The organism is Streptomyces sp. NPDC006134, assembly GCF_040628835.1.
Taxonomy (GTDB): Bacteria; Actinomycetota; Actinomycetes; order Streptomycetales; family Streptomycetaceae; genus Streptomyces.
In genome coordinates, this window is record NZ_JBEXTV010000054.1 from 39402 (window position 1) to 57751 (window position 18350).

Here is an 18350-nt window from a genome sequence, read left to right on the forward strand (position 1 = left end):
GCAACGCCCCCACGGCACACGCCTGCGGCCTGCGGGTACGCCGTTCCCCGCCGTGGTCACCGGCCGGTCCGCAGATCGAACCCGCGCCGGGCCAGAGTGACCACGCCCACGGAGACCAGGGCGACACCGGCCGCCTGCGGCAGGATCCACCAGCCGGTACGGACGTCCTCCCGGTACAGGAGCAGGCCGAGCAGCAGGCTCACCGTCGCGTCCCCCAGCGTCAGGGCCGGCTGGGAGGCGATGAGCGGGCCGCCCTGCAGGGCGTGCTCCAGCAGGAGCACGGCACCGGCTCCGGCCGCGGCGAACCCGTACGTCTGCCACGCCGACAGGAAGCCGGCGACGCCGTCCGTGTCCAGGACGCGCATGGAGTCCTTGATCAGCCCGGCCGTCAGCGCGTAGCAGATGGCGGTGGCCGCGCCGAGGCAGCCGGCGCGGGCCTTGCCGACGGGCCGTCTCAGTCCCGCCCCGGCCAGCAGGAAGACCGCGGCTGCGCAGGCCGCCAGGACCGGTACCCAGCGGGCGAGGGACACCTCGGTGACCCCGCCGGAGGGCGCGGCCGACGCCAGCGCCAGGCCGAGCCCGGCGACCACCACGGCCACGGCCGCCCACAGCGTCCCCGGCAGCCGACGCCCCGTCACCCACGAGGCCAGCAGCAGCGCCAGCGGAAGTTCCAGCACGAACAGCGGCTGGACGAGGGAGAGCGGGCCGGTCGCGAGCGCCGCCGCCTGGCCCACGCCGGCGACGACCACCGCCAGCATCCCGCCCAGCCAGACCGGCTGCCGCAGCAGATCCAGCACGAGGCCCGGGCGCAGTCCCCGGGCCTGCGGCACGTCCAGCGCGGCGCGCCGCTGCAACACGGTGGCCAGCGCGTTGCTGAACGCGGCCACGCACGCGAGGAGGACCGGCAGTACGACACCCATCCACCGATCCTCGCGTCCCTCGCCTCCCTTCGCGCGCCGCCACGACGGCCCGCGGGCCGGAGAAAGACCCGCAGGCCGGAGGAAGACCCGCGGGCCGGAGGAAGACCCGCGGGCCACAGGGCCGGGCGGACCGTCCGGTGGGTCAGACGGCCGGGGCCGGGTAGGTCGGGTACTCCACGCCCGACACGTGCTGCACCACGCGGACGACCTGGCAGGAGTAGCCGAACTCGTTGTCGTACCAGAGGTAGAGGATGGCGTTGTCGCCCTCGACCTTGGTGGCGCCCGCGTCCACGATCGAGGCGTGACGCGAGCCGATGAAGTCGCTGGAGACCGCGTCGGGGGCGCTGATGAAGTCGATCTGGCGCTTGAGCGGCGAGGTCAGCGACACCTCGCGCAGGTGGTCGAGGACCTCCTCGCGGGTGGTCTCGCGGGCCAGCTGGAGGTTGAGGATCGCGATCGAGACGTCCGGCACCGGGACGCGGATGGAGCTGCCGGTGATCTTCGCCTTCAGGTCGGGCAGCGCCTTGGCGACGGCGGAGGCGGCACCGGTCTCGGTGATGACCATGTTGAGCGGCGCCGAGCGCCCGCGCCGGTCCGACTTGTGGTAGTTGTCCAGCAGGTTCTGGTCGTTGGTGAACGAGTGGACGGTCTCCACGTGGCCGCGCAGCACGCCGTACTCGTCCGCCATCGCCTTCAGCGGCGGGACGATCGCGTTGGTGGTGCAGGAGGCGCAGGACAGGATCTGCTCGTCCGGCTTGATGGTGTCGTGGTTGACGCCGTGCACGATGTTGGGGACGTCGCCCTTGCCCGGCGCGGTCAGGACGACCTTGTCGATGCCGGGGCGCAGGTGCTTCGACAGGCCCTCGCGGTCGCGCCACTTGCCGGTGTTGTCGATGAGGATGGCGTTCTTGATGCCGTACGCCGTGTAGTCCACCGTCGTCGGGTCGTCCGCGTGGATGACGCGGATCTCGTTGCCGTTGGCGATGATCTTGTTGTTCGCCTCGTCGACGGTGATCGTGCCCTGGAACTGGCCGTGGATGGAGTCCCGGCGCAGCAGCGAGGCCCGCTTGACGAGGTCCTGGCCACCGCTGTCGCGGACGACGATGGCGCGCAGCCGCAGTCCGTTGCCGGAGCCGGTCTTCTCGATGAGCAGGCGGGCGACGAGGCGGCCGATGCGGCCGAACCCGTAGAGGACGACGTCGCGCGGCTCACGGCGTGCGATCTTGCCGGCGCCCGTGGCGCCGGCCACGGCCTCGGCGGTGAACTCCGCCACCGACAGGCCGCGGTCGTCGGCCTTGTAGGTCGCGGCGAGCATGCCGATGTCGATCTGGGAGGGGCCGAGATCGAGCGTGGTGAGGGCCTGGAGGAACGGCAGGGTCTCGGTGACCGAGAGCTCCGCGCCGGCGATCTGACGGGCGAATCGGTGGGTCTTGAGGATGCTGACCACCGACTTGTTCACCAGGGAGCGGCTGTGCAGCAGGACCGTGACGTCCCGCTCGCGGTGCAGCTTCCCGATCATCGGGATCATCGACTCCGCGATCTCCTCGCGGCACTTCCAGTTGGTGAACGAGTCGTCGTTGACAGTCACGGGTATCTCTTTCGAGCTAGGTGGCGCTCATATGCTAACCCCTCGCTCCTTTGAGCGATCAAGCGGGTGAACGAGCATGAGAAAGCACCCGAGCGGGCGACGGCCCGGCGCGGCGGCGGCGCGTAAACTCCCCATCCCCTCCGGCCCCGGACGCGAAGGACCGCACCCTCATGACGACACCCGCTGCGAAGGACCGGACGAGGCGTACGAGGCGTACGAGGTGCGCGAGGCGTACGAGGTGCGCGGGGCGCGGCGGGCCGATGGCGGGGAGCGTGGTGCTGCTGGCGCTCCTCGGGCTGACCGCGGCCGGGTGCGGCGGCTCCGGCGAGTCGTCCGGCGGCGCCACCCCGCCGCCCTCCCGCCCGGACGGCCGTTCCACGAGTGGTCCGCCCCCTGCCGCGAGCCCGTCCCCCTCCGGGGAGGCGGCGGACGGCGACGACATCGGGGCCTGCGGGGACGGAAACTGCGAGGTGCTGGTGACCGAGCCGGTGACGGTCCGCTTCGAGGGCCCGGACGGCCCGGTGAAGCTGTCCGTGACCAAGGTCGGGCGGAACGAGATCGGCTACACGGCGACCTCGGAAACCGGCGCGGGCGGCGGGCAGGTCTCCGGGGAGACGAGCGGGGCGGGCCATGGCTGCACCGCCGTTCTCACGAGCGCCGGCGGCACGGGCTTCTGCGGACCGGTGGGCGCGCCGCCGCGCGAGCGGGCCGGAGCGGTGGTGATCCACCTGGAGCCGGGCGGCGACGGCGCGGCGGTCCTGCGGATCATCTCCGGCTGAGACCGGCGGCATGGCGGTCCCGTGGCTCGTCTCCGCCTGATGCCCGGCACATTCGTGCACACCCTCTTGACAGCACGTCTCCGGGCATTACTTTCTTGCAGAACACAAAAAAGGAGGAGCAGGTGTCGTCCTTCCCGGCCTTCTCGCTGCGCCGCACCACCTGCGCGCTCGCGGGTCTTCTCGCCCTCTCGTCTCCGGCCGTTCTGGCCTCCATCCCGACCGCTCCCACGGCCACGGCCGCCCCGACCGCTCCCACGGCCACCCCCGCCGCCACGGCCGCCGCTCCCACGACGTACCACGTGGACTGCTCGCGCCCCACGGCCGGTACGGGGACGAGCACGTCACCGCTCAACTCCATGCCCGCCGTCAACGCCGTCACCCTCCGACCCGGCGACAGCGTCCGGTTCCGCCGGGACACCACCTGCAAGGGGCAGCTGTACCTGCGCACCTCCGGAACCGCCGACGCGCCGATCACCGTCGGCGCGTACGGGGACGCGGGCGCCAAGCCCCGGATCGACGCGAACGGCAACCTGGCCGCCGTCTGGCTGAAGAACGCCTCCCACGTCCACGTCGCCGACCTGGACCTGACCGCGCCGGGCGACAACACCACCGCCCGGCGCGGCGTGTGGCTCCAGGCCGTCGACTCCGGCGACCTGGACGGCGTCACCCTGGAACGGCTCGACATCCACGACGTGCGCGGCGTACTGCCCGCCAGGACCGGCGGCGCGGCGGGCAACGGCAAGTACGCGGGCGCCTCCGGGGGCATCGTCGTCGAAGCCCTCGGCACCACCACCCCGTCCGCCTTCCGCGGGCTGACCATCCGGGACAACACCCTGCGCTCCGTCGACCGGGCCGGGATCTACTTCTGGTCCAACTGGTGCCGCCGCCCCGACCTCGCCACCTTCTGGAACGCCTACTGCACCGCCGCCTGGCACCCGCACACCGACCTGCTCGTCGAGAACAACGCCCTGTCCGACGTGGGCGGCGACGGCCTGGTCGTCAAGTCCAGCAGCGACGTCCTGGTCCAGCGCAACACCCTGGACGGCTTCAACATGCGCGCCGGATCCGTCAACGCCGGGATGTGGACCGCCAACAGCGACCGGGTCACCTTCCAGTACAACCGCTCCTCCGGCGGCAACACCGACAAGGACGGCCAGGGCTACGACGTCGACCACTCCACCAACCACGTGACGTTCCAGTACAACGTCTCCTCCGACAACGACGGCGGCTTCTTCCTGCTCTGCCCCTACGGCGCCGACGTCCCCGGCAACGCCAAGGACTTCACCATCCGCTACAACCTGTCCGTCAACGACCGCACCCGCACCTTCCAGGTGTGCAGCGGCGGCCTCCAGCGCGGCCGGATCCACAACAACACCATCCAGCTCCCGGACGTCCCCTCCGGCACCACCCACCACGTGGTCCTGGAGAGCGCCACCAAGGACGGCGCGCTGGACGTGCAGTTCCGCAACAACCTCCTGCGGGCGGGCGGCACGGCGGGCACCCTCGCCTGGACGCTGAACGACTCCGCCTTCGTCGTCGACCACAACCTGCTGTACGGCACCCCGGTCCCCGCCCGGGCCACCGCCACCCTCACCGCCGCGCCCCGCCTCACCGCCCCCGGCCCCGGCACCGACGATCCCGCCGGCTACCGGCTGCTCCCCGACTCGCCCGCCCTCGGCGCCGGGACGCCGATCGCCGACAACGGCGGCACGGACTTCTTCGGCACCGCACTGCGCACCCCGCCGAGCATCGGCTTCCACGACCACTGACACGACCACCGGCAGATCACCGGCACGGCGCCGCCGCTCCCTGACGCCCCGCGCACGGCCATTCACGCACGGCCACCCACGCACGGCCACCCACGCACGGCCACCCACGTACAGCCCATCCGCGCACGGCCATCCCCGCATCTCCCCGGAAGGACAGGGCCACCCGTATGACCAGCACCAGCCAGGACCAGGAGCACGGCATCGCGCCGGCTGCACCGCCGGCGCCGCCGAGAGTCAGAACCGAGTTCACCCGGAGATGGACCTCCCGCCTCGTCGCCTTCGGCGAGTTCATCGACGGCTACGACCTCCTCGTCATGGGCGCGGCCCTGCTGTTCCTCAAGCCCGACTTCGGACTGACCGCCACCGAGGTGGGCTGGCTCGGTGCGATCGCCTTCATCGGCACCGCCGTCGGCCTGGTCGTCTTCGGCGACCTCTCCGACCGCTTCGGCCGAAAGGTCATCTTCGTCGTCAACCTGGTCTTCTTCGTGGTGGCGTCCCTCGCCTCGGCCTTCGTCACCGAGGTCTGGCAACTGATGGTCGCCCGCTTCTTCATCGGCGTCGCCGTCGGCATGGACATCCCCACCTCGCACGCCTTCCTCGCCGAGATCGCCCCCAAGGCCCGGCGCGGCCGGGTCGCCGGCAGCCTGCCCAACCTGATGTGGCTCGGCGGCGCCATCACCAGCGTCCTGATCGCCCTCGCCCTCGGCCCGCACCTCGGTCACGACACCTGGCGCTGGCTGTTCGGCCTCGCCGCGCTGCCCGCCCTCGCCGTGCTGATCGCCCGTCAGTTCCTGCCCGAGTCGCCGCGCTGGCTCAAGGCCCAGGGCCGCCACGAGGAGGCGAAGGCCGTCTTCGAGGCCCTCGGCGTCGAGGAGCCCAAGAGCGCCGTCCCGCAGGGCAAGCGCAGCTACCGCGACCTGTTCACCAAGGGCGCCGCCGTCCGCCTCGCCGTCGTCACCGGCTTCTTCGCCTTCCAGTCCTTCGGCGGCGCGGTCGCCACCGTCGCCGGGCCCCTCGTCATCGAGTCCACCGGCATCGGCACCGAGAACTCCCTGTACTTCTCCCTCGCCGGATTCTGCGTCGGCTTCCTCGCCGTCGCCCTCGGCGCCCGCGTCATCGACCGGATCAACCGCCGCGCCCTCGGCATCTGGGCCTGCCTCGGCGTCTTCACCGCGGGCGTCACCCTCGGCCTGTTCGGCGGGCGCAGCGCCACCGTCCTGCTGATCGCCTACGTCTGCTACTCCTTCCTCACCTGGTTCGGGCCCGGCGTGCTCGCCTGGGTGTGGAGCTCCGAGGCGTTCCCGACGCAACTGCGCGGCCTGGGCTCCGGCATCGCCCAGTGCGTCACCCGCCTGATGATCGCGCTCAACATCGTCCTGGTGCCGACGCTGCTGGAACGGCTGGAGCTGACCACCATCACCCTGTACGCCTGCTCCTACCTGATCTGCGCGGCCATCGTGGCGCTCTCCCCGTTCCTGGCCACCACCGGCCGCGAACTGGAGGAGGTCAACGCGCCGCGGTCCGTGAAAGCCTGAACCGCACCACCGGAGCACACCGCCGAAGAGGCGGCACCGAAGAGGCGGCACCGAGCAGTACCGAAGAGAAGAAGCAGTGAGGACGCAGCACGTGACCGAGCACCCACGATCCGGCGCACCCCGGGACCTGCGGCGGGCCAACACCGCCGCGGCGCTGCGGTCGGTCCTGGACGAAGGGCCCCTGCCACGCGCCGACCTGGCCGCCCGGCTCGGCCTGGCCCAGGGCACCATCAGCCGGATCGTGGGGCCGTTCGTCGGCGCGGGCGTGCTGCGCGAACTGCCCGCGATGACCGGCGGCGGCGGACGGCCCCGGGTGCCGCTCGACCTCGCCCCCGCCGCCCGGCTCACCGTCGGCCTGCACATCGGCCGCCAGCGCACCAGCGCCGGACTGGTCGACCTGCGCGGCACCGTGCGGGCCTGGCTCACCCACGAACGCGGCGGCCCCGCCGCCCCCGAGGACCTGATCCCCGGCGCCGCCGACCTGGTGCGCCGGCTGCTGGCCGAGGCGGGCGGCACCCCCGTGCTCGGCATCGGCGCGGCCACCGGCGGCTGGGTCGACCCGGTCCGCGGCACGGTCGTCGACAACGAGGCGCTCGGCTGGCGCGACGTACCGCTGCGCGCCCTGCTCACCGAGGCCACCGGCCAGGACACGTACGTCGACTCCGGCGCACGTGCCCACGCCACCGCCGAGGTCTGGTTCGGCCGCGCCCGCACCGCCGGCTGCTCGGTCCACCTGTTCACCGGCAACGTCATCGACGCCGCCGTCGCCATCGGCCGCCGCGTCCATCCGGGCGCGCGCTTCGCGGCCGGTACCGTCGCCCACCTCCCCGTGACGGGCCTCGACGGCACCGCCGGGCCGGGCGACACCACCGCCGCGTGCGCCTGCGGGCGCCGCGGTGTCCTGCAGGCCGTGGCGACCGACAGCGCGGTGCTCGCCGAGGCCACGCGCCGGGGACTGGCGACCGGGGGCGAGGACGGCGCCCCCGGCGGGCTGCCACGCCTGGCCGCGCTCGCCCGGCAGGGCGACGAGGCCGCCGACGGCCTGCTGCGCGCCCGCGCCCGGCACATCGGTACCGCCGTCACCCACCTCGTGGAACTGCTCGACCCCGACCTGGTGGTGCTGTCCGGCGGCGTCCTGGCCGTGCCGGACCATCTGGAGGAGGTGCGCCGGGCCGCCGCCGAACGGCTGGGCCCGTCCTGGGACCCCGAACACGTCCAGCCGACCGCCCTCGGCGCGCACAGTCTCGCCGCCGCCTCGGCGGCGCTGCTGCTGCGCGCCTACTACGACGACCCCTTGGCCTTCGAGGACTTCGGCTGACGCCCGCCGGTCCCACGGGCCCTGCCGGTCCCGCCGGTCCCGCCGGCCCCGCGGGCTCAGTGGGACGCCCTCCTCGCCGTGCGCCCGGCGGTTCCCGCCTCTCGGACCCGGCACCGGCCCGTCCGGTGCCGGTCACGGTGCCACCGGGCACCACGCGCCTCCCAACCACCGCGAGCCGCCGCCCGGCCGGACCGCCGCTGCTGCTCCTGCCGCGGCCCGGCCCCCACGCAAGACCCCACGCAAGAAGGGACATCCCTGGTGACCTCAGGACCGACCGTGCGAGCGACCGCGCGCCCGGACGCGCCCCCCACCGTTCCCCGGACCGCGAGGGCCGCCGCGCGGGGCCCCGCCTCGGCCCCACAGCCGCCGCCACCCGGTGGCGACGGCCCGGGCGGGCGGTCCGCCGACGGCGACCGGATCACCGCCGTCCGGCTGCACACCGTCCCCGTCACCCCGCGCACCACCTGGCTGCTGGCCGAGGCACGGGGCGCCGACGGCACCACCGGCTGGGGTGAACTGTCCGACCTGCCCTGCGGTGACCCGGCCGCGCTGCTGGCCGAGCTCGCCGCCCAGGTCACCGGAGTCCCCTGGGCGGAGGCGGTCGTCTGGCTGGACACGTACGGACAGCACTGGGCCTCGGCACCACCCACCCGGCAGGCCCGCCTGGCCCGCCGCACCGCCCTGGGCGGTCTCGCCACCGCCGTCGCGGACGCCGCCGCGCGCCGGGCGGGCCTCACCCTGGGCGACTGGACGCTCCGGGCGGATACCGCCGTCCCCGCGGCAGCCTCCTCACCGGACTCCGCCGCCTCACCGGCATCGACACGGACACCGGCACCGACAGCGATACCGACACCGGCACCGACAGCAACGCAGACACCGACACCGGCACCGGCCGCCCCGCTCCCCCTGTCCGCGCCCGCGGTCGAACCCGTGGTCGAGCCCGCCTCCGCATCCGCCGGCGAACCCCGCAGCGTGCCGCTGTACGCCAACATCAACCGGGCCATGGCCGCCCGCACCCCCGAGGCCGCCGCGCAGGTCGCCGCCCGCGCCGTCGCGGCGGGGTTCCGCGCCGTCAAGTGCGCGCCCTTCGACGGCCTGCCCGCACGCGACCGGCTCGCCGCCGGGCTGGACATCGCCCGCGCCGTGCGGGACACCGTCGGCGACGGGACCGACCTCCTGCTCGACGCCCACCACCTGGTGACGGTCGCCGACGTCCTGGCGCGCGCGGAGGACTTCACGGCGCTGCGGCTCGGCTGGCTGGAGGACGCCGCCCGCCTGGACGACGTCACAGGGCTGCGCAGGCTGCGCGACGCCCTGGGCATCCCGCTGGCGGGAGGGGAGTTCGCCGGTACGGCACGCGAGGTGCTGCCCGCCCTGCGCTCCGGGGCGCTGGACGTCCTCATGCCCGACGTCAAGCACGCCGGCGGTCCGCTGCCCGCGCTGCGGCTGGCCCGTCTGGCCCGAGACCACGGCGCCGGCGTCTCGTTCCACAACCCGAGCGGCCCCGTCGCCACGGCCGCCACCGCTCACCTCACCGCTCTCACCGGAAGCGGCCTGCCCCTGGAGGTGATGTTCGGCGAGGCGGACTGGCGCCCCGGCTGGTCCTCACCGCCGGAACCCCTCGCCGCCGGCCGGTACACACTGCCGCCCGGCCCGGGCAGCGGCCTGGTCCCGGACGGCGCCCGCCCGACACCCGCCCCGGCACCGGCCGCACGGACGCAGACGCAGACGGAGACCCGGTGAACGCCCACGCCCACCCCGCACCGGACGCCACAAGCACCCCACAGACCCCCGACACCTCCGCCGACCTCGCCGGCACCTCCGCCGTCGTGCTCGGCGCGGCGGGCGGCGTCGGCCGTGCCTGCGCCGCCCGCCTGGCCGCGTCCGGAGCCCGGGTCGTCGCCGTCGACCGGGACCCTGCGGTCCGCGACCTGCCCGGCGTGACCGCCGTCGTCGGCGACGCCACCGACCCGGACCTGGCCGGCCGGGCCTTCGACGCCTGCGCCGCCCGCCCCGCGGTCCTCGTCCACGCCCTTCTGGCGGAAGCCCGGGCGCCGCTGTCCGACCTCACCGCCCGGCAGTGGCGCGAGGTCCTGGACCTGGGCCTGGTCTCCGCCTGGCAGTGGGGTGCCGAGCTGGTGCGCCGCTGCGGCGGCCCCGCCTCCCTGGTGCTGATCGGTTCCGTGCACGCCCACGGCGCCGCCCCCGGCATGGCCCCGTACGCGGTGGCCAAGGCCGGCCTCACCGCCCTGGCCCGCGCGGCGGCGGCCGAGTGGGGCCCGGCGGGCGTGCGCTGCAACGTGCTGGAACCCGGCTTCGTCGCCGTCGACCGCAACGCCCACCGGTGGCGCGACCCGGCCGAACGCCGCCGCATCCTCGCCGCGTACCCGCTGGGCAGGCTCTGCGCGCCGGAGGAGATCGCCGAGGTGGCGGCCTTCCTGGCCGGGCCGCGCTCGTCGTACGTCAACGGGGTGAGCATCCCCGTCGACGGCGGCGCCCTGGCCGTACTGCCCGAGACCAACGTCCCCGAGCCGGCCGCCGGCCCCTCAACCTCCCCCTTCGCACCCGACCGGAAGGCACCATGACCGACCCGTCCCTCCCGCCCGAGCCCGCGCCCGCCGCGGCGTCCCGCCCCGCGCCCGGCCCGGCGGACCGCGCCCTGCTCGGCGCCCTGCGCCGCCAGGGCCTGGTGGCGATCCTGCGCGCCCGCCGCCCCGCGCCCCTGGTCCCCGTCGTCCTGACCCTGCTGGAGGCGGGGGTGCGCTGCGTGGAGATCACCCTCCCGACGCCCGGCGCACTGGAGGCGCTGCGCGAGCTCACCGGGCGCCGGGCCGGCGAACTGCCCCCGGGCACGCTGCTCGGGGCGGGCACGGTCACCGAGGCCCGCCACGTCGCCGGCGCCGCTGCCGCCGGTGCCCGCTTCACGGTCAGCCCCGTCCACGAGCCCGCCGTCGTCGACGCCTCCCGCGCGGCCGGGCTCGGCTCCCTGCCCGGTTGCCTGACCCCCACCGAGGCGCTCGCCGCCTGGCGGCGCGGGGCGAGCGCGGTGAAGCTCTTCCCCGCCGAGGCGCTCGGCCCCCGGGCGGTACGGGCCCTCGCCGCGCCCCTGCCGGAGATCCCCCTGGTCCCGACCGGCGGCGTCGACCTCGACGTCCTGCCCCGGTACCTGGACGCCGGGGCACTCGCCTGCGGCGTCGGCTCACCGCTGCTGGGTGACGCCCTCGACGGCGGATCGCTCACCGGACTACGCGCCCGGGCCGCCGAGTTCGCCGCCCGCGCCACCCGGGCCACCGCTGAGGAGACCGCCGTATGCGCCGAGGAGACCGCCATATGACCGCGCCCGCCCCGTCACACCCCGGCCCCGCCCGGCTGGTCACCCTCGGCGAGACGATGGCCGCCCTGACGCCGGACCGCATCGGCCCGCTGCGCCATGCCCGCACCCTCGGCCTGTCCACGGCCGGCTCCGAGTCCACCGTCGCGGTCGGGGTGCGCCGGCTCGGCCACCGCGCCGCCTGGGTCGGCCGGGTCGGCGCGGACGAACTCGGGGCCCTGGTCACCGGCCGGCTGCGCGCCGAGGACGTCGACGTGCACGCCGTCACCGACCCCGGCGCCCCCACCGGCCTGATGATCAAGGAGCGGCGCACGGCCGCGCTGCGCCGGGTCCACTACTACCGCGGCGGCTCCGCCGGTTCCCGCCTGAGCCCCGCCGACCTGCCCGACGGCCTCGTCGAGAGCGCGGACCTCCTCCACGTCACCGGCATCACCCTGGCTCTGTCCCCGGACGCCGCCGCCACCGTGCACGCGGCCGTCGACCGCGCCGCCGCGGCCGGCGTCGCGGTGGCCCTCGACGTCAACCACCGGGCCCGCCTGTGGAGCGCCGAGGACGCCGCGGCCGCCGTCGGCGCGCTGCTGCCGCGCGTCCGGCTGCTCTTCGCCGGTGCCGACGAGGCCCGGATGCTGCTGGGCCCGGACCACGGCGACGCGGACGTGCCGCCCGCCGAACTGGCCCGCGCCCTGCGCGAACGGGGACCGGACACCGTCGTCGTCACCCTGGGCGCGGACGGTGCCGTCGCCGCCTGCGCCCAGGGCACCGTCGAGGCGGCGGCACGGCCGGTGCCGGAGGTCGACCCGGTCGGCGCGGGGGACTCCTTCGTCGCCGGCTACCTCGCGGCCCGCCTGGACGGCGCCGGCCCGGACGGCTGCCTGTCCCTGGCCACCCGCGTCGCCGCCTGGTCCGTGGCCACGGAGGGAGACTGGGAAGGGCTGCCCACCCGCGCCGAACTCGCCCTCACCGACGCCCCGGGCACGGTGGCCCGCTGACCGCGCACCCGCCGCGGAAACCGGCCGGCATCCGCGGCGGGGTCCTGGCGGCACTCGTGTACGTGCCGTCGGCCTGGCGCAGGAAGTTCACCCCCGCCCGCCCGGAGACCTGACGAGGCGTCCGCCGCTTCCGGCCCCCGGCGGCGGACGGGCACGGATTCCATGAAACACTGCTGGTTCAATTCGTCTCGCCTCGTCGAAGGAGTCGGCCGTGACACTCGGCATGGTTCTGGGCGACCTCCGCTCCTGCGCTTCGACGCGGACGACGCGGTAACAGCAGCCATCTGCCCCCTGTACGCGCACCCGGCCAGTGGCCCGGTGCCGGTTCGCCCCGCCCCCGTCGAAGTGCCCTCGGATCCCGCACGTCCGTACCCGAGGAGCACCCGATGCCCATCCTGCACTGGACCGACGGTCCCGCCCACCGGTCCGCCCGCTGGCATTCCGAGAACGGCACCCCCGTTCCCCGCCGCGTCGTCGTCGCCGACGACCGGACCAAGGCGGCCGACGCCTACCGCCTCGCCTGCGAGGGAACAGCCCTGCTCTGGCAGGGCGACTACCACAACGCCCGCCACCTGCTGCGGGCGCTCGGCCGCCGTATCGACCGCAAGCAGCCCCGGCCCGGGGCCGACGCCGCCGGCTCCTTCCACCTGCACCGCCGCTTCCGCGGCCACCGCGCCCGCATCCTCGGCAAGGTGCTGGTACTGCTGCACGACGACCACACCCTCCGTCTGCGCAGGGCCCCCGACGTCCGCCTCGCCTGCCGGGAGGCCTACGGCCCGCCCCGGGGGCCGTCGGTGGTCTCCCTCAGGGAACTGCTGGGAGTGATCGGCGCTCACCAATGGCGGCGCGAAGGGGTGGAGGTACCGGCGCTCGGCGCGCGGATCCACCCCCACTACGGCGTGTTCTCACCCGTCCGGGGCGAGTACGTCGACCCGGCCGGCCCGGAGCGCCGGCAGCCGGTCCGCGACGGCGGTGGCAAGCGCGCCGTCGTCGGCCAGGTCGGCCGCGCCGACGGCGCACAGCAGCGCGCGTACCGTCTGCGCGGGCGGCTCCCCGGGGCGCCAGCAGGCGGTGAGCGCGTCGGCCGCGGGGTCGGCGAGCGGGGGCGCGCCCGGCCGGGTGCCGTACGCCCAGGCGGCGAGGGCCAGTTCGAGGACCGGGGTGGCCCCGCCGCGTGCGCGCAGCTCGCGCAGGGCGGGCAGCCGGCGCTCCGTGATCTTCAGGGAGGCGTCGGAGCCGATCTGGCGCAGCAGGTGGCGCATGGCGGGGTTGCGGAACCGTACGACGAGGTCGCCGGCGTACGCGGCGGGGTCGGGACCGCCGCCGGGGAGGGCGGCGGCGACCTCCGCGCACAGGGCCCGGACGATCCGCTCGCCCCAGTCGGTCGCCATGGCGTCGGCGATCGTGCCGCATCCCGCGGCCAGGCCCAGGTGGGCGAGGGCCGAGTGGGAGCCGTTCAGCAGCCGCAACTTGGTGAGCTGGTACGGCGTGACGTCCGGGACGAACAGGGCGCCGTCCCGCTCCCAGGGCGGCCGGGGCGCGGCGAAGGTGTCCTGGAGCACCCACCGGCGGTAAGGCTCGCCGGCCACGGGCAGGGCGTCGTACACCTCGAGCGCGGCACTGGCGGCGGCCCGGTCGTCAGCCCTTCAGCCCGTTTGTTCCGGCGGGCGGGCGTCGGCGGCCGGGAGGGTGATCTCGAAGCGGCAGCCCGCCCCGGCGTTGTGCACCGAGGCGTGGCCCGCGTGGGCCTCGACGATGCCGCGCACGATCGCGAGCCCCAGTCCCGCGCCGGTGTCCCCGTGCCGCCGCTGCCCCGCGGCGGTCGTAAAGCTCGTTGCGGCCGTAGCCGTAGCCGTAGCCGTAGCCGTAGCCGTGGCCGTGGCCGTGGCCGTGGCCGTGGCCGTGGCCGTGGCCGTAGTCGCGGCTGTGGCTGTGGCCGTGGTCATGCGCCCGGGCGGTGGGGTGCGGGCCTGGCCGCCGCGCCAGCCGGTGTCGAACACGCGGGGCAGGTCCTGCTCCGGAATGCCGCCGCAGCCGTCCTCGACCGCCACCACCACCCGGTCGTCCCGGCGGTGCGCGCTCACCGCGACGGTCCCGTCGGCGGGCGTCGCCCGGATGGCGTTGACCAGGAGGTTGCCGAGCACCCGCGTGATGCCCTGGCCGTCCACCCGGACCGGGAGGGGCGCGACACCGCCGTCCAGCAGCCGCACCCCCCGCTCCTCGGCGAGTGGCCGGGCCGTGGTCAGGGCGTCGTCCACCAGGTCGTAGACCGACACCCGGGTCAGGGCCAGTTCCAGGGACCCGGCCTGGATGCGGGAGAGCTCGAAGAGGTCGTCGACCATGCCGGAGAGCCGCTCGACCTCGGTGCGGATACGGGCGTGGTAGCGGCCGGGATCCGGGGCGACGCCGTCCTCCAGGGACTCCGCCATCGCGCGCAGCCCGGCGAGCGGGGTGCGCAGATCGTGCGAGATCCAGGCGATCAGCTCGCGCCGCGAGGCGTCCAGCGCCCGCTCGCGGACCTGCGCCGCCTTCAGCCGCGCACCGGTCTCCTCCAGGGCGGCGGCGAGCGCGGCGAGTTCGGCGGTGGGAGGGTCCGCGGGGGCCGCGAAACCGGCGTCGCTGCCGACGGTGAGGGCCGCCGCCGCCAGTTCCCGGCTGCCGGCGGCGATCCGGCGGCCGAACAGCAGCGCAGCGGCGAGGGAGATCGTCCCCGACACGGCGACCACGATGAGCACCACGCGGAAGTCGTGTCCCGACAGAAACATCTCCAGCGCCACCGCGACCGTGCCCGCCGCCATGGCGACGACGGCGAGCGCGGCGACCGCGAACATGGACAGGACGACCGAGCGCCGCCGCAGCAAGGTGACGGCGGGAGCGGCGAGCAGCCCGGCGAGCAGGGCGCCCAGAGCCGCCAGGGCGACGATGACCAGCATGTCGATCACGGCCGGCGATCCCCGTCCCGGGCCCCGTCCCAGGCCCCGTCGAGGGCCTTGTCCCGGGCTCTGTCCCGGGCCCTGCCCTGAGGCGGGTCGAAGCGGTAACCGGCGCTCCACACGGTGCTGATGAGCACCGGTGCGGCCGGATCGTCCTCGACCTTCTCGCGCAGCCGCCGTACGTGCACGGTCACGGTGGAGGTGTCGCCGAACTCCCAGCCCCACACGTGCCGCAGCAGTTCCTCGCGGGAGAACACCCGGCCCGGGTGGCGCAGCAGGAAGACCAGCAGATCGAACTCGCGCCCGGTCAGGGCCAGCTCCCGGCCGCCGCGTTCGGCCCGCCGCGCGGCCGGATCGGCGAGCAGGTCACCCGCCCGCAGCACCGCCGAGGCGGCGGCGGGCGGCGGGGCCTCGGCGCGGCGCAGCACGGCGGCCACCCGCAGCACCAGTTCGCGTGGGCTGAACGGTTTCGTCAGGTAGTCGTCCGCGCCCACCTCCAGCCCGAGGATCCGGTCCGCCTCCTCACCGCGCGCGGTCAGCATCACCACCGGCACCGGCGGCCCGCCGCCCGCCCGCAGCCTGCGGCACACCTCCAGGCCGTCCAGGCCGGGCAGCATCAGGTCCAGGACGACCAGCCGCGGCCGTACGGCCGCCGCCCGTTCCAGGGCGGCGAGACCGTCGGCGGCGTGCTCCACCCGGTGGCCGGCGCGGGTGAGATAGCCGGTGACGACCTCGGCGACGGTCGGATCGTCCTCGACGACGAGGATCCGGCGGGCGGGGCCACCGGCGGGCTCGGGCAGAGCGTTCACCGGATCAGCCTGCCACGGGGGCGAGGCCGGCGGCGCCGAAGGAGACCGAGAACCGCTCGCACCAGATCACGGCGCTGCGGAACCCGGACAGATCCGTACCGGCCGGAACGGTGTAGTTCTGGTTGCCCATGTTGCCCTTGAGCTTCCCGAGTTCGACCGCTCCGTCCCCGAGCCCCGCCTTCACCGCACCGGCGTCCCGGGTCGAGAGGTAGACCCGTACGTCCGGCCCCTCGGAGGTCCTGAGGTCCTCCAGCCGCAGCACCTGGCCGCCGTCCGCGAGCCGGACCGTACGGGCGGTGCCGCGGGTGCCGTGCTCGTGGGTGACGAAGCTGCCCCGGGCGAGATCCTCCGGCCCCCCGCCCCGCGCCGGCCGCTCCCCGCCCTTCGTGCCGGCCCCGTCCGTCGCCGCCGGTCCGGCCGCGGGCTCGCCGGCGGGCCCGGAGACGGCCGGCAGGGCCTCGTTCACCGTGGTGTCGGTGAACGCCGTCCAGGGCTGGAAGAGGAAGAGCCCGACGCCGGCGGCGACCGCCGGCACCATGAGGACGGGTACGACGGTACGGCGGGACACACGGGACACCGAAGCCTCCTGGAAGGGACGAGCGGGCCGGCCGCGACCGGCCGGCCCTGCCATGTGCCCAGCCAACACGCGCCGGCACCGGCCGGATACCGGTGCGCCCACTCCGTAAGACACCGGTAATCCGCTCACCGGTAATCCGCTGATCCGCTCACCGGTCATCACGCACCGGTAAGCACGCACCGGTAATCCGCTCGCGCGAGGACAGGACCGCGCCCTACCCTGCGCGCCATGACGAAAGCACCCGTTCTCACCCCTCGCGCGGACGACTTCCCGCGCTGGTACCAAGAGCTGATCACCAAGGCCGAACTGGCCGACAACGGCCCGGTGCGCGGCACCATGGTGATCCGGCCGTACGGGTACGGGCTGTGGGAGCGGATGCAGCAGGAGATGGACACCCGCATCAAGGCGGTGGGCGCCTCCAACGCCTACTTCCCGCTGTTCATCCCGCAGTCGTACCTCACGCGGGAGGCCGAGCACGTCGAGGGCTTCGCCCCCGAGCTCGCGGTCGTCACGCACGGCGGCGGCAAGGAACTGGAGGAACCGGTCGTCGTCCGCCCCACCTCCGAGACGATCGTCAACGAGTACTTCTCCAAGTGGGTGCAGAGCTACCGCGACCTGCCCCTCCTCATCAACCAGTGGGCCAACGTGGTCCGCTGGGAGCTGCGCCCGCGCGTGTTCCTCCGTACGACGGAATTCCTGTGGCAGGAGGGCCACACCGCTCACGCCACCTACGAGGAGGCCCGGGACTACGCGGCGCACATCCACCGGGACGTGTACGCCGACTTCATGGAGAACGTCCTCGCCATGGACGTCGTACCGGGCCGCAAGACCGCCAGGGAACGGTTCGCCGGTGCGGTCAACACCCTCACGCTGGAGGGGATGATGGGCGACGGCAAGGCCCTGCAGCTGGGAACCAGCCACGAGCTCGGCCAGAACTTCGCCCGGGCCTTCGGCACGCGGTACTCGACGAAGGACGGCCGGCAGGAATACGTCTGGCAGACCTCCTGGGGCTCCACCACACGCATGGTCGGCGCCCTGGTGATGATGCACGGAGACGACGACGGGCTCCGCGTCCCGCCCCGCCTCGCTCCGGTCCAGGCGGTGGTCGTCGCCGTCAAGGGCGACGAGGCGGTCCTGGCCGCGGTGCGGGAGACCGGTGAGCGGCTGCGGGCGACCGGGGTGCGCGTCCACGTCGACGACCGCACCGACGTACCGTTCGGGCGCCGCGCGGTCGACTGGGAACTCAAAGGCGTGCCCGTACGCGTCGAGGTCGGGCCGCGCGACCTGGAGAACGGCGCCGCCGTACTGGTCCGCCGCATCGCCGGCACCAAGGAGCAGGTGGCGATCGAGGCGCTGCCCGCGCTCCTGCCCACGGCGCTGGAGGACGACCAGGCGCTGCTGCTGGCACAGTCCCGCCGGCGCCGCGAGGACCGTACCGCCGAGGTGACCACCGTCGAGGAGGCTGTGGAGGCCGCGGCCACCGGCTGGGCGCGCATCCCCTGGGAGACGCTGGGCCCGCGGGGCGAGGAGCGACTCGCCGAGCAGGGGGTGACGGTGCGGTGCCTGGTCGCCGCGGACGGCTCGGTTCCCGGCAGCGACGACCAGCCGGGCAACGTCGCCGTCGTGGCGCGCGCCTATTGACATGCTCTGACACGCGCTGACCCGCCCTGATACGACTGTCGGCATATGAAGGGCCCGGCGCCCGGCCACCGGCGCCGGGGCCAGCACCGGGGCGTCGGAGGGGGGGGGCCCGGGGGGTAGGGGGCGCTGCGCGTGGGCGGCCGCCCGCCCGACCAACGCAT

Annotated in this window: 14 protein-coding genes and 2 pseudogenes; 10 read left to right on the plus strand and 6 right to left on the minus strand. The window is 74.9% G+C overall.

The window, feature by feature from the left end; translation table 11 throughout:
* Positions 1-56: 56 nt before the first annotated feature.
* Positions 57-920 carry a DMT family transporter gene (locus tag ABZ340_RS28700; protein ID WP_358784741.1) on the minus strand — a complete coding sequence of 288 codons (864 nt, stop codon included), beginning with the start codon at positions 918-920 and terminating at the stop codon, positions 57-59.
* A 142-nt stretch (positions 921-1062) separates the two neighbouring features.
* On the minus strand, positions 1063-2508 hold the full coding sequence (locus tag ABZ340_RS28705) for a glyceraldehyde-3-phosphate dehydrogenase (RefSeq protein ID WP_358784742.1): 1446 nt from the start codon (positions 2506-2508) through the stop codon (positions 1063-1065).
* A gap of 260 nt (positions 2509-2768) precedes the next feature.
* Between ABZ340_RS28705 and ABZ340_RS28710 the strand changes: the two genes are divergently transcribed.
* From ABZ340_RS28710 to ABZ340_RS28750, 9 genes and pseudogenes are all read left to right on the plus strand, one after another.
* On the plus strand, positions 2769-3287 hold the full coding sequence (locus tag ABZ340_RS28710) for a hypothetical protein (RefSeq protein WP_358784743.1): 519 nt from the start codon (positions 2769-2771) through the stop codon (positions 3285-3287).
* A gap of 122 nt (positions 3288-3409) precedes the next feature.
* Positions 3410-5056, plus strand: coding sequence for a right-handed parallel beta-helix repeat-containing protein (locus ABZ340_RS28715; protein ID WP_358784744.1), 1647 nt, complete (start codon positions 3410-3412; stop codon positions 5054-5056).
* Between the two features lie 167 nt (positions 5057-5223).
* Complete coding sequence (locus ABZ340_RS28720; protein ID WP_358784745.1) at positions 5224-6591, plus strand: MFS transporter; 1368 nt, start codon at positions 5224-5226, stop codon at positions 6589-6591.
* A 91-nt stretch (positions 6592-6682) separates the two neighbouring features.
* Positions 6683-7909, plus strand: a complete 1227-nt coding sequence (locus tag ABZ340_RS28725) for an ROK family protein (protein ID WP_358784746.1) — start codon at positions 6683-6685, stop codon at positions 7907-7909.
* 276 nt (positions 7910-8185) lie between these two features.
* Positions 8186-9652: an enolase C-terminal domain-like protein gene (locus tag ABZ340_RS28730; protein ID WP_358784747.1), complete on the plus strand. Its 1467-nt coding sequence runs from the start codon at positions 8186-8188 to the stop codon at positions 9650-9652.
* On the plus strand, positions 9649-10494 hold the full coding sequence (locus ABZ340_RS28735; RefSeq protein ID WP_358784748.1) for an SDR family oxidoreductase: 846 nt from the start codon (positions 9649-9651) through the stop codon (positions 10492-10494). The genes ABZ340_RS28730 and ABZ340_RS28735 overlap by 4 nt, the downstream gene beginning before the upstream one ends.
* Complete coding sequence (locus tag ABZ340_RS28740) at positions 10491-11243, plus strand: bifunctional 4-hydroxy-2-oxoglutarate aldolase/2-dehydro-3-deoxy-phosphogluconate aldolase (protein ID WP_358784749.1); 753 nt, start codon at positions 10491-10493, stop codon at positions 11241-11243. Before ABZ340_RS28735 ends, ABZ340_RS28740 begins: the two co-directional genes overlap by 4 nt.
* On the plus strand, positions 11240-12229 hold the full coding sequence (locus ABZ340_RS28745) for a sugar kinase (RefSeq protein ID WP_358784750.1): 990 nt from the start codon (positions 11240-11242) through the stop codon (positions 12227-12229). The genes ABZ340_RS28740 and ABZ340_RS28745 overlap by 4 nt, the downstream gene beginning before the upstream one ends.
* A gap of 386 nt (positions 12230-12615) precedes the next feature.
* A pseudogene (locus ABZ340_RS28750) lies at positions 12616-13161 on the plus strand (methyltransferase); the annotation flags it as partial.
* On the opposite strand, the pseudogene ABZ340_RS28755 reads toward ABZ340_RS28750, so the two are convergent.
* From ABZ340_RS28755 to ABZ340_RS28770, 4 genes and pseudogenes are all read right to left on the minus strand, one after another.
* Positions 13135-13857, minus strand: a pseudogene (locus tag ABZ340_RS28755) (mannitol dehydrogenase family protein); the annotation flags it as partial. The pseudogenes ABZ340_RS28750 and ABZ340_RS28755 sit on opposite strands and share 27 nt — an antisense overlap.
* An 18-nt stretch (positions 13858-13875) precedes the next feature.
* Positions 13876-15171 carry a HAMP domain-containing sensor histidine kinase gene (locus ABZ340_RS28760; protein WP_358784751.1) on the minus strand — a complete coding sequence of 432 codons (1296 nt, stop codon included), beginning with the start codon at positions 15169-15171 and terminating at the stop codon, positions 13876-13878.
* Positions 15168-15929 (minus strand): response regulator transcription factor, encoded by a 762-nt coding sequence (locus ABZ340_RS28765; protein WP_358784757.1) that lies wholly within the window; start codon positions 15927-15929, stop codon positions 15168-15170. Before ABZ340_RS28765 ends, ABZ340_RS28760 begins: the two co-directional genes overlap by 4 nt.
* 46 nt (positions 15930-15975) lie before the next feature.
* Positions 15976-16548 carry a DM13 domain-containing protein gene (locus tag ABZ340_RS28770; RefSeq protein ID WP_358784752.1) on the minus strand — a complete coding sequence of 191 codons (573 nt, stop codon included), beginning with the start codon at positions 16546-16548 and terminating at the stop codon, positions 15976-15978.
* A gap of 228 nt (positions 16549-16776) precedes the next feature.
* Here ABZ340_RS28770 and proS point away from each other — a divergent pair, with 228 nt between their 5' ends.
* Positions 16777-18189 carry a proline--tRNA ligase gene (gene proS / locus ABZ340_RS28775; RefSeq protein ID WP_358784753.1) on the plus strand — a complete coding sequence of 471 codons (1413 nt, stop codon included), beginning with the start codon at positions 16777-16779 and terminating at the stop codon, positions 18187-18189.
* The last annotated feature ends 161 nt before the right edge of the window (positions 18190-18350 follow it).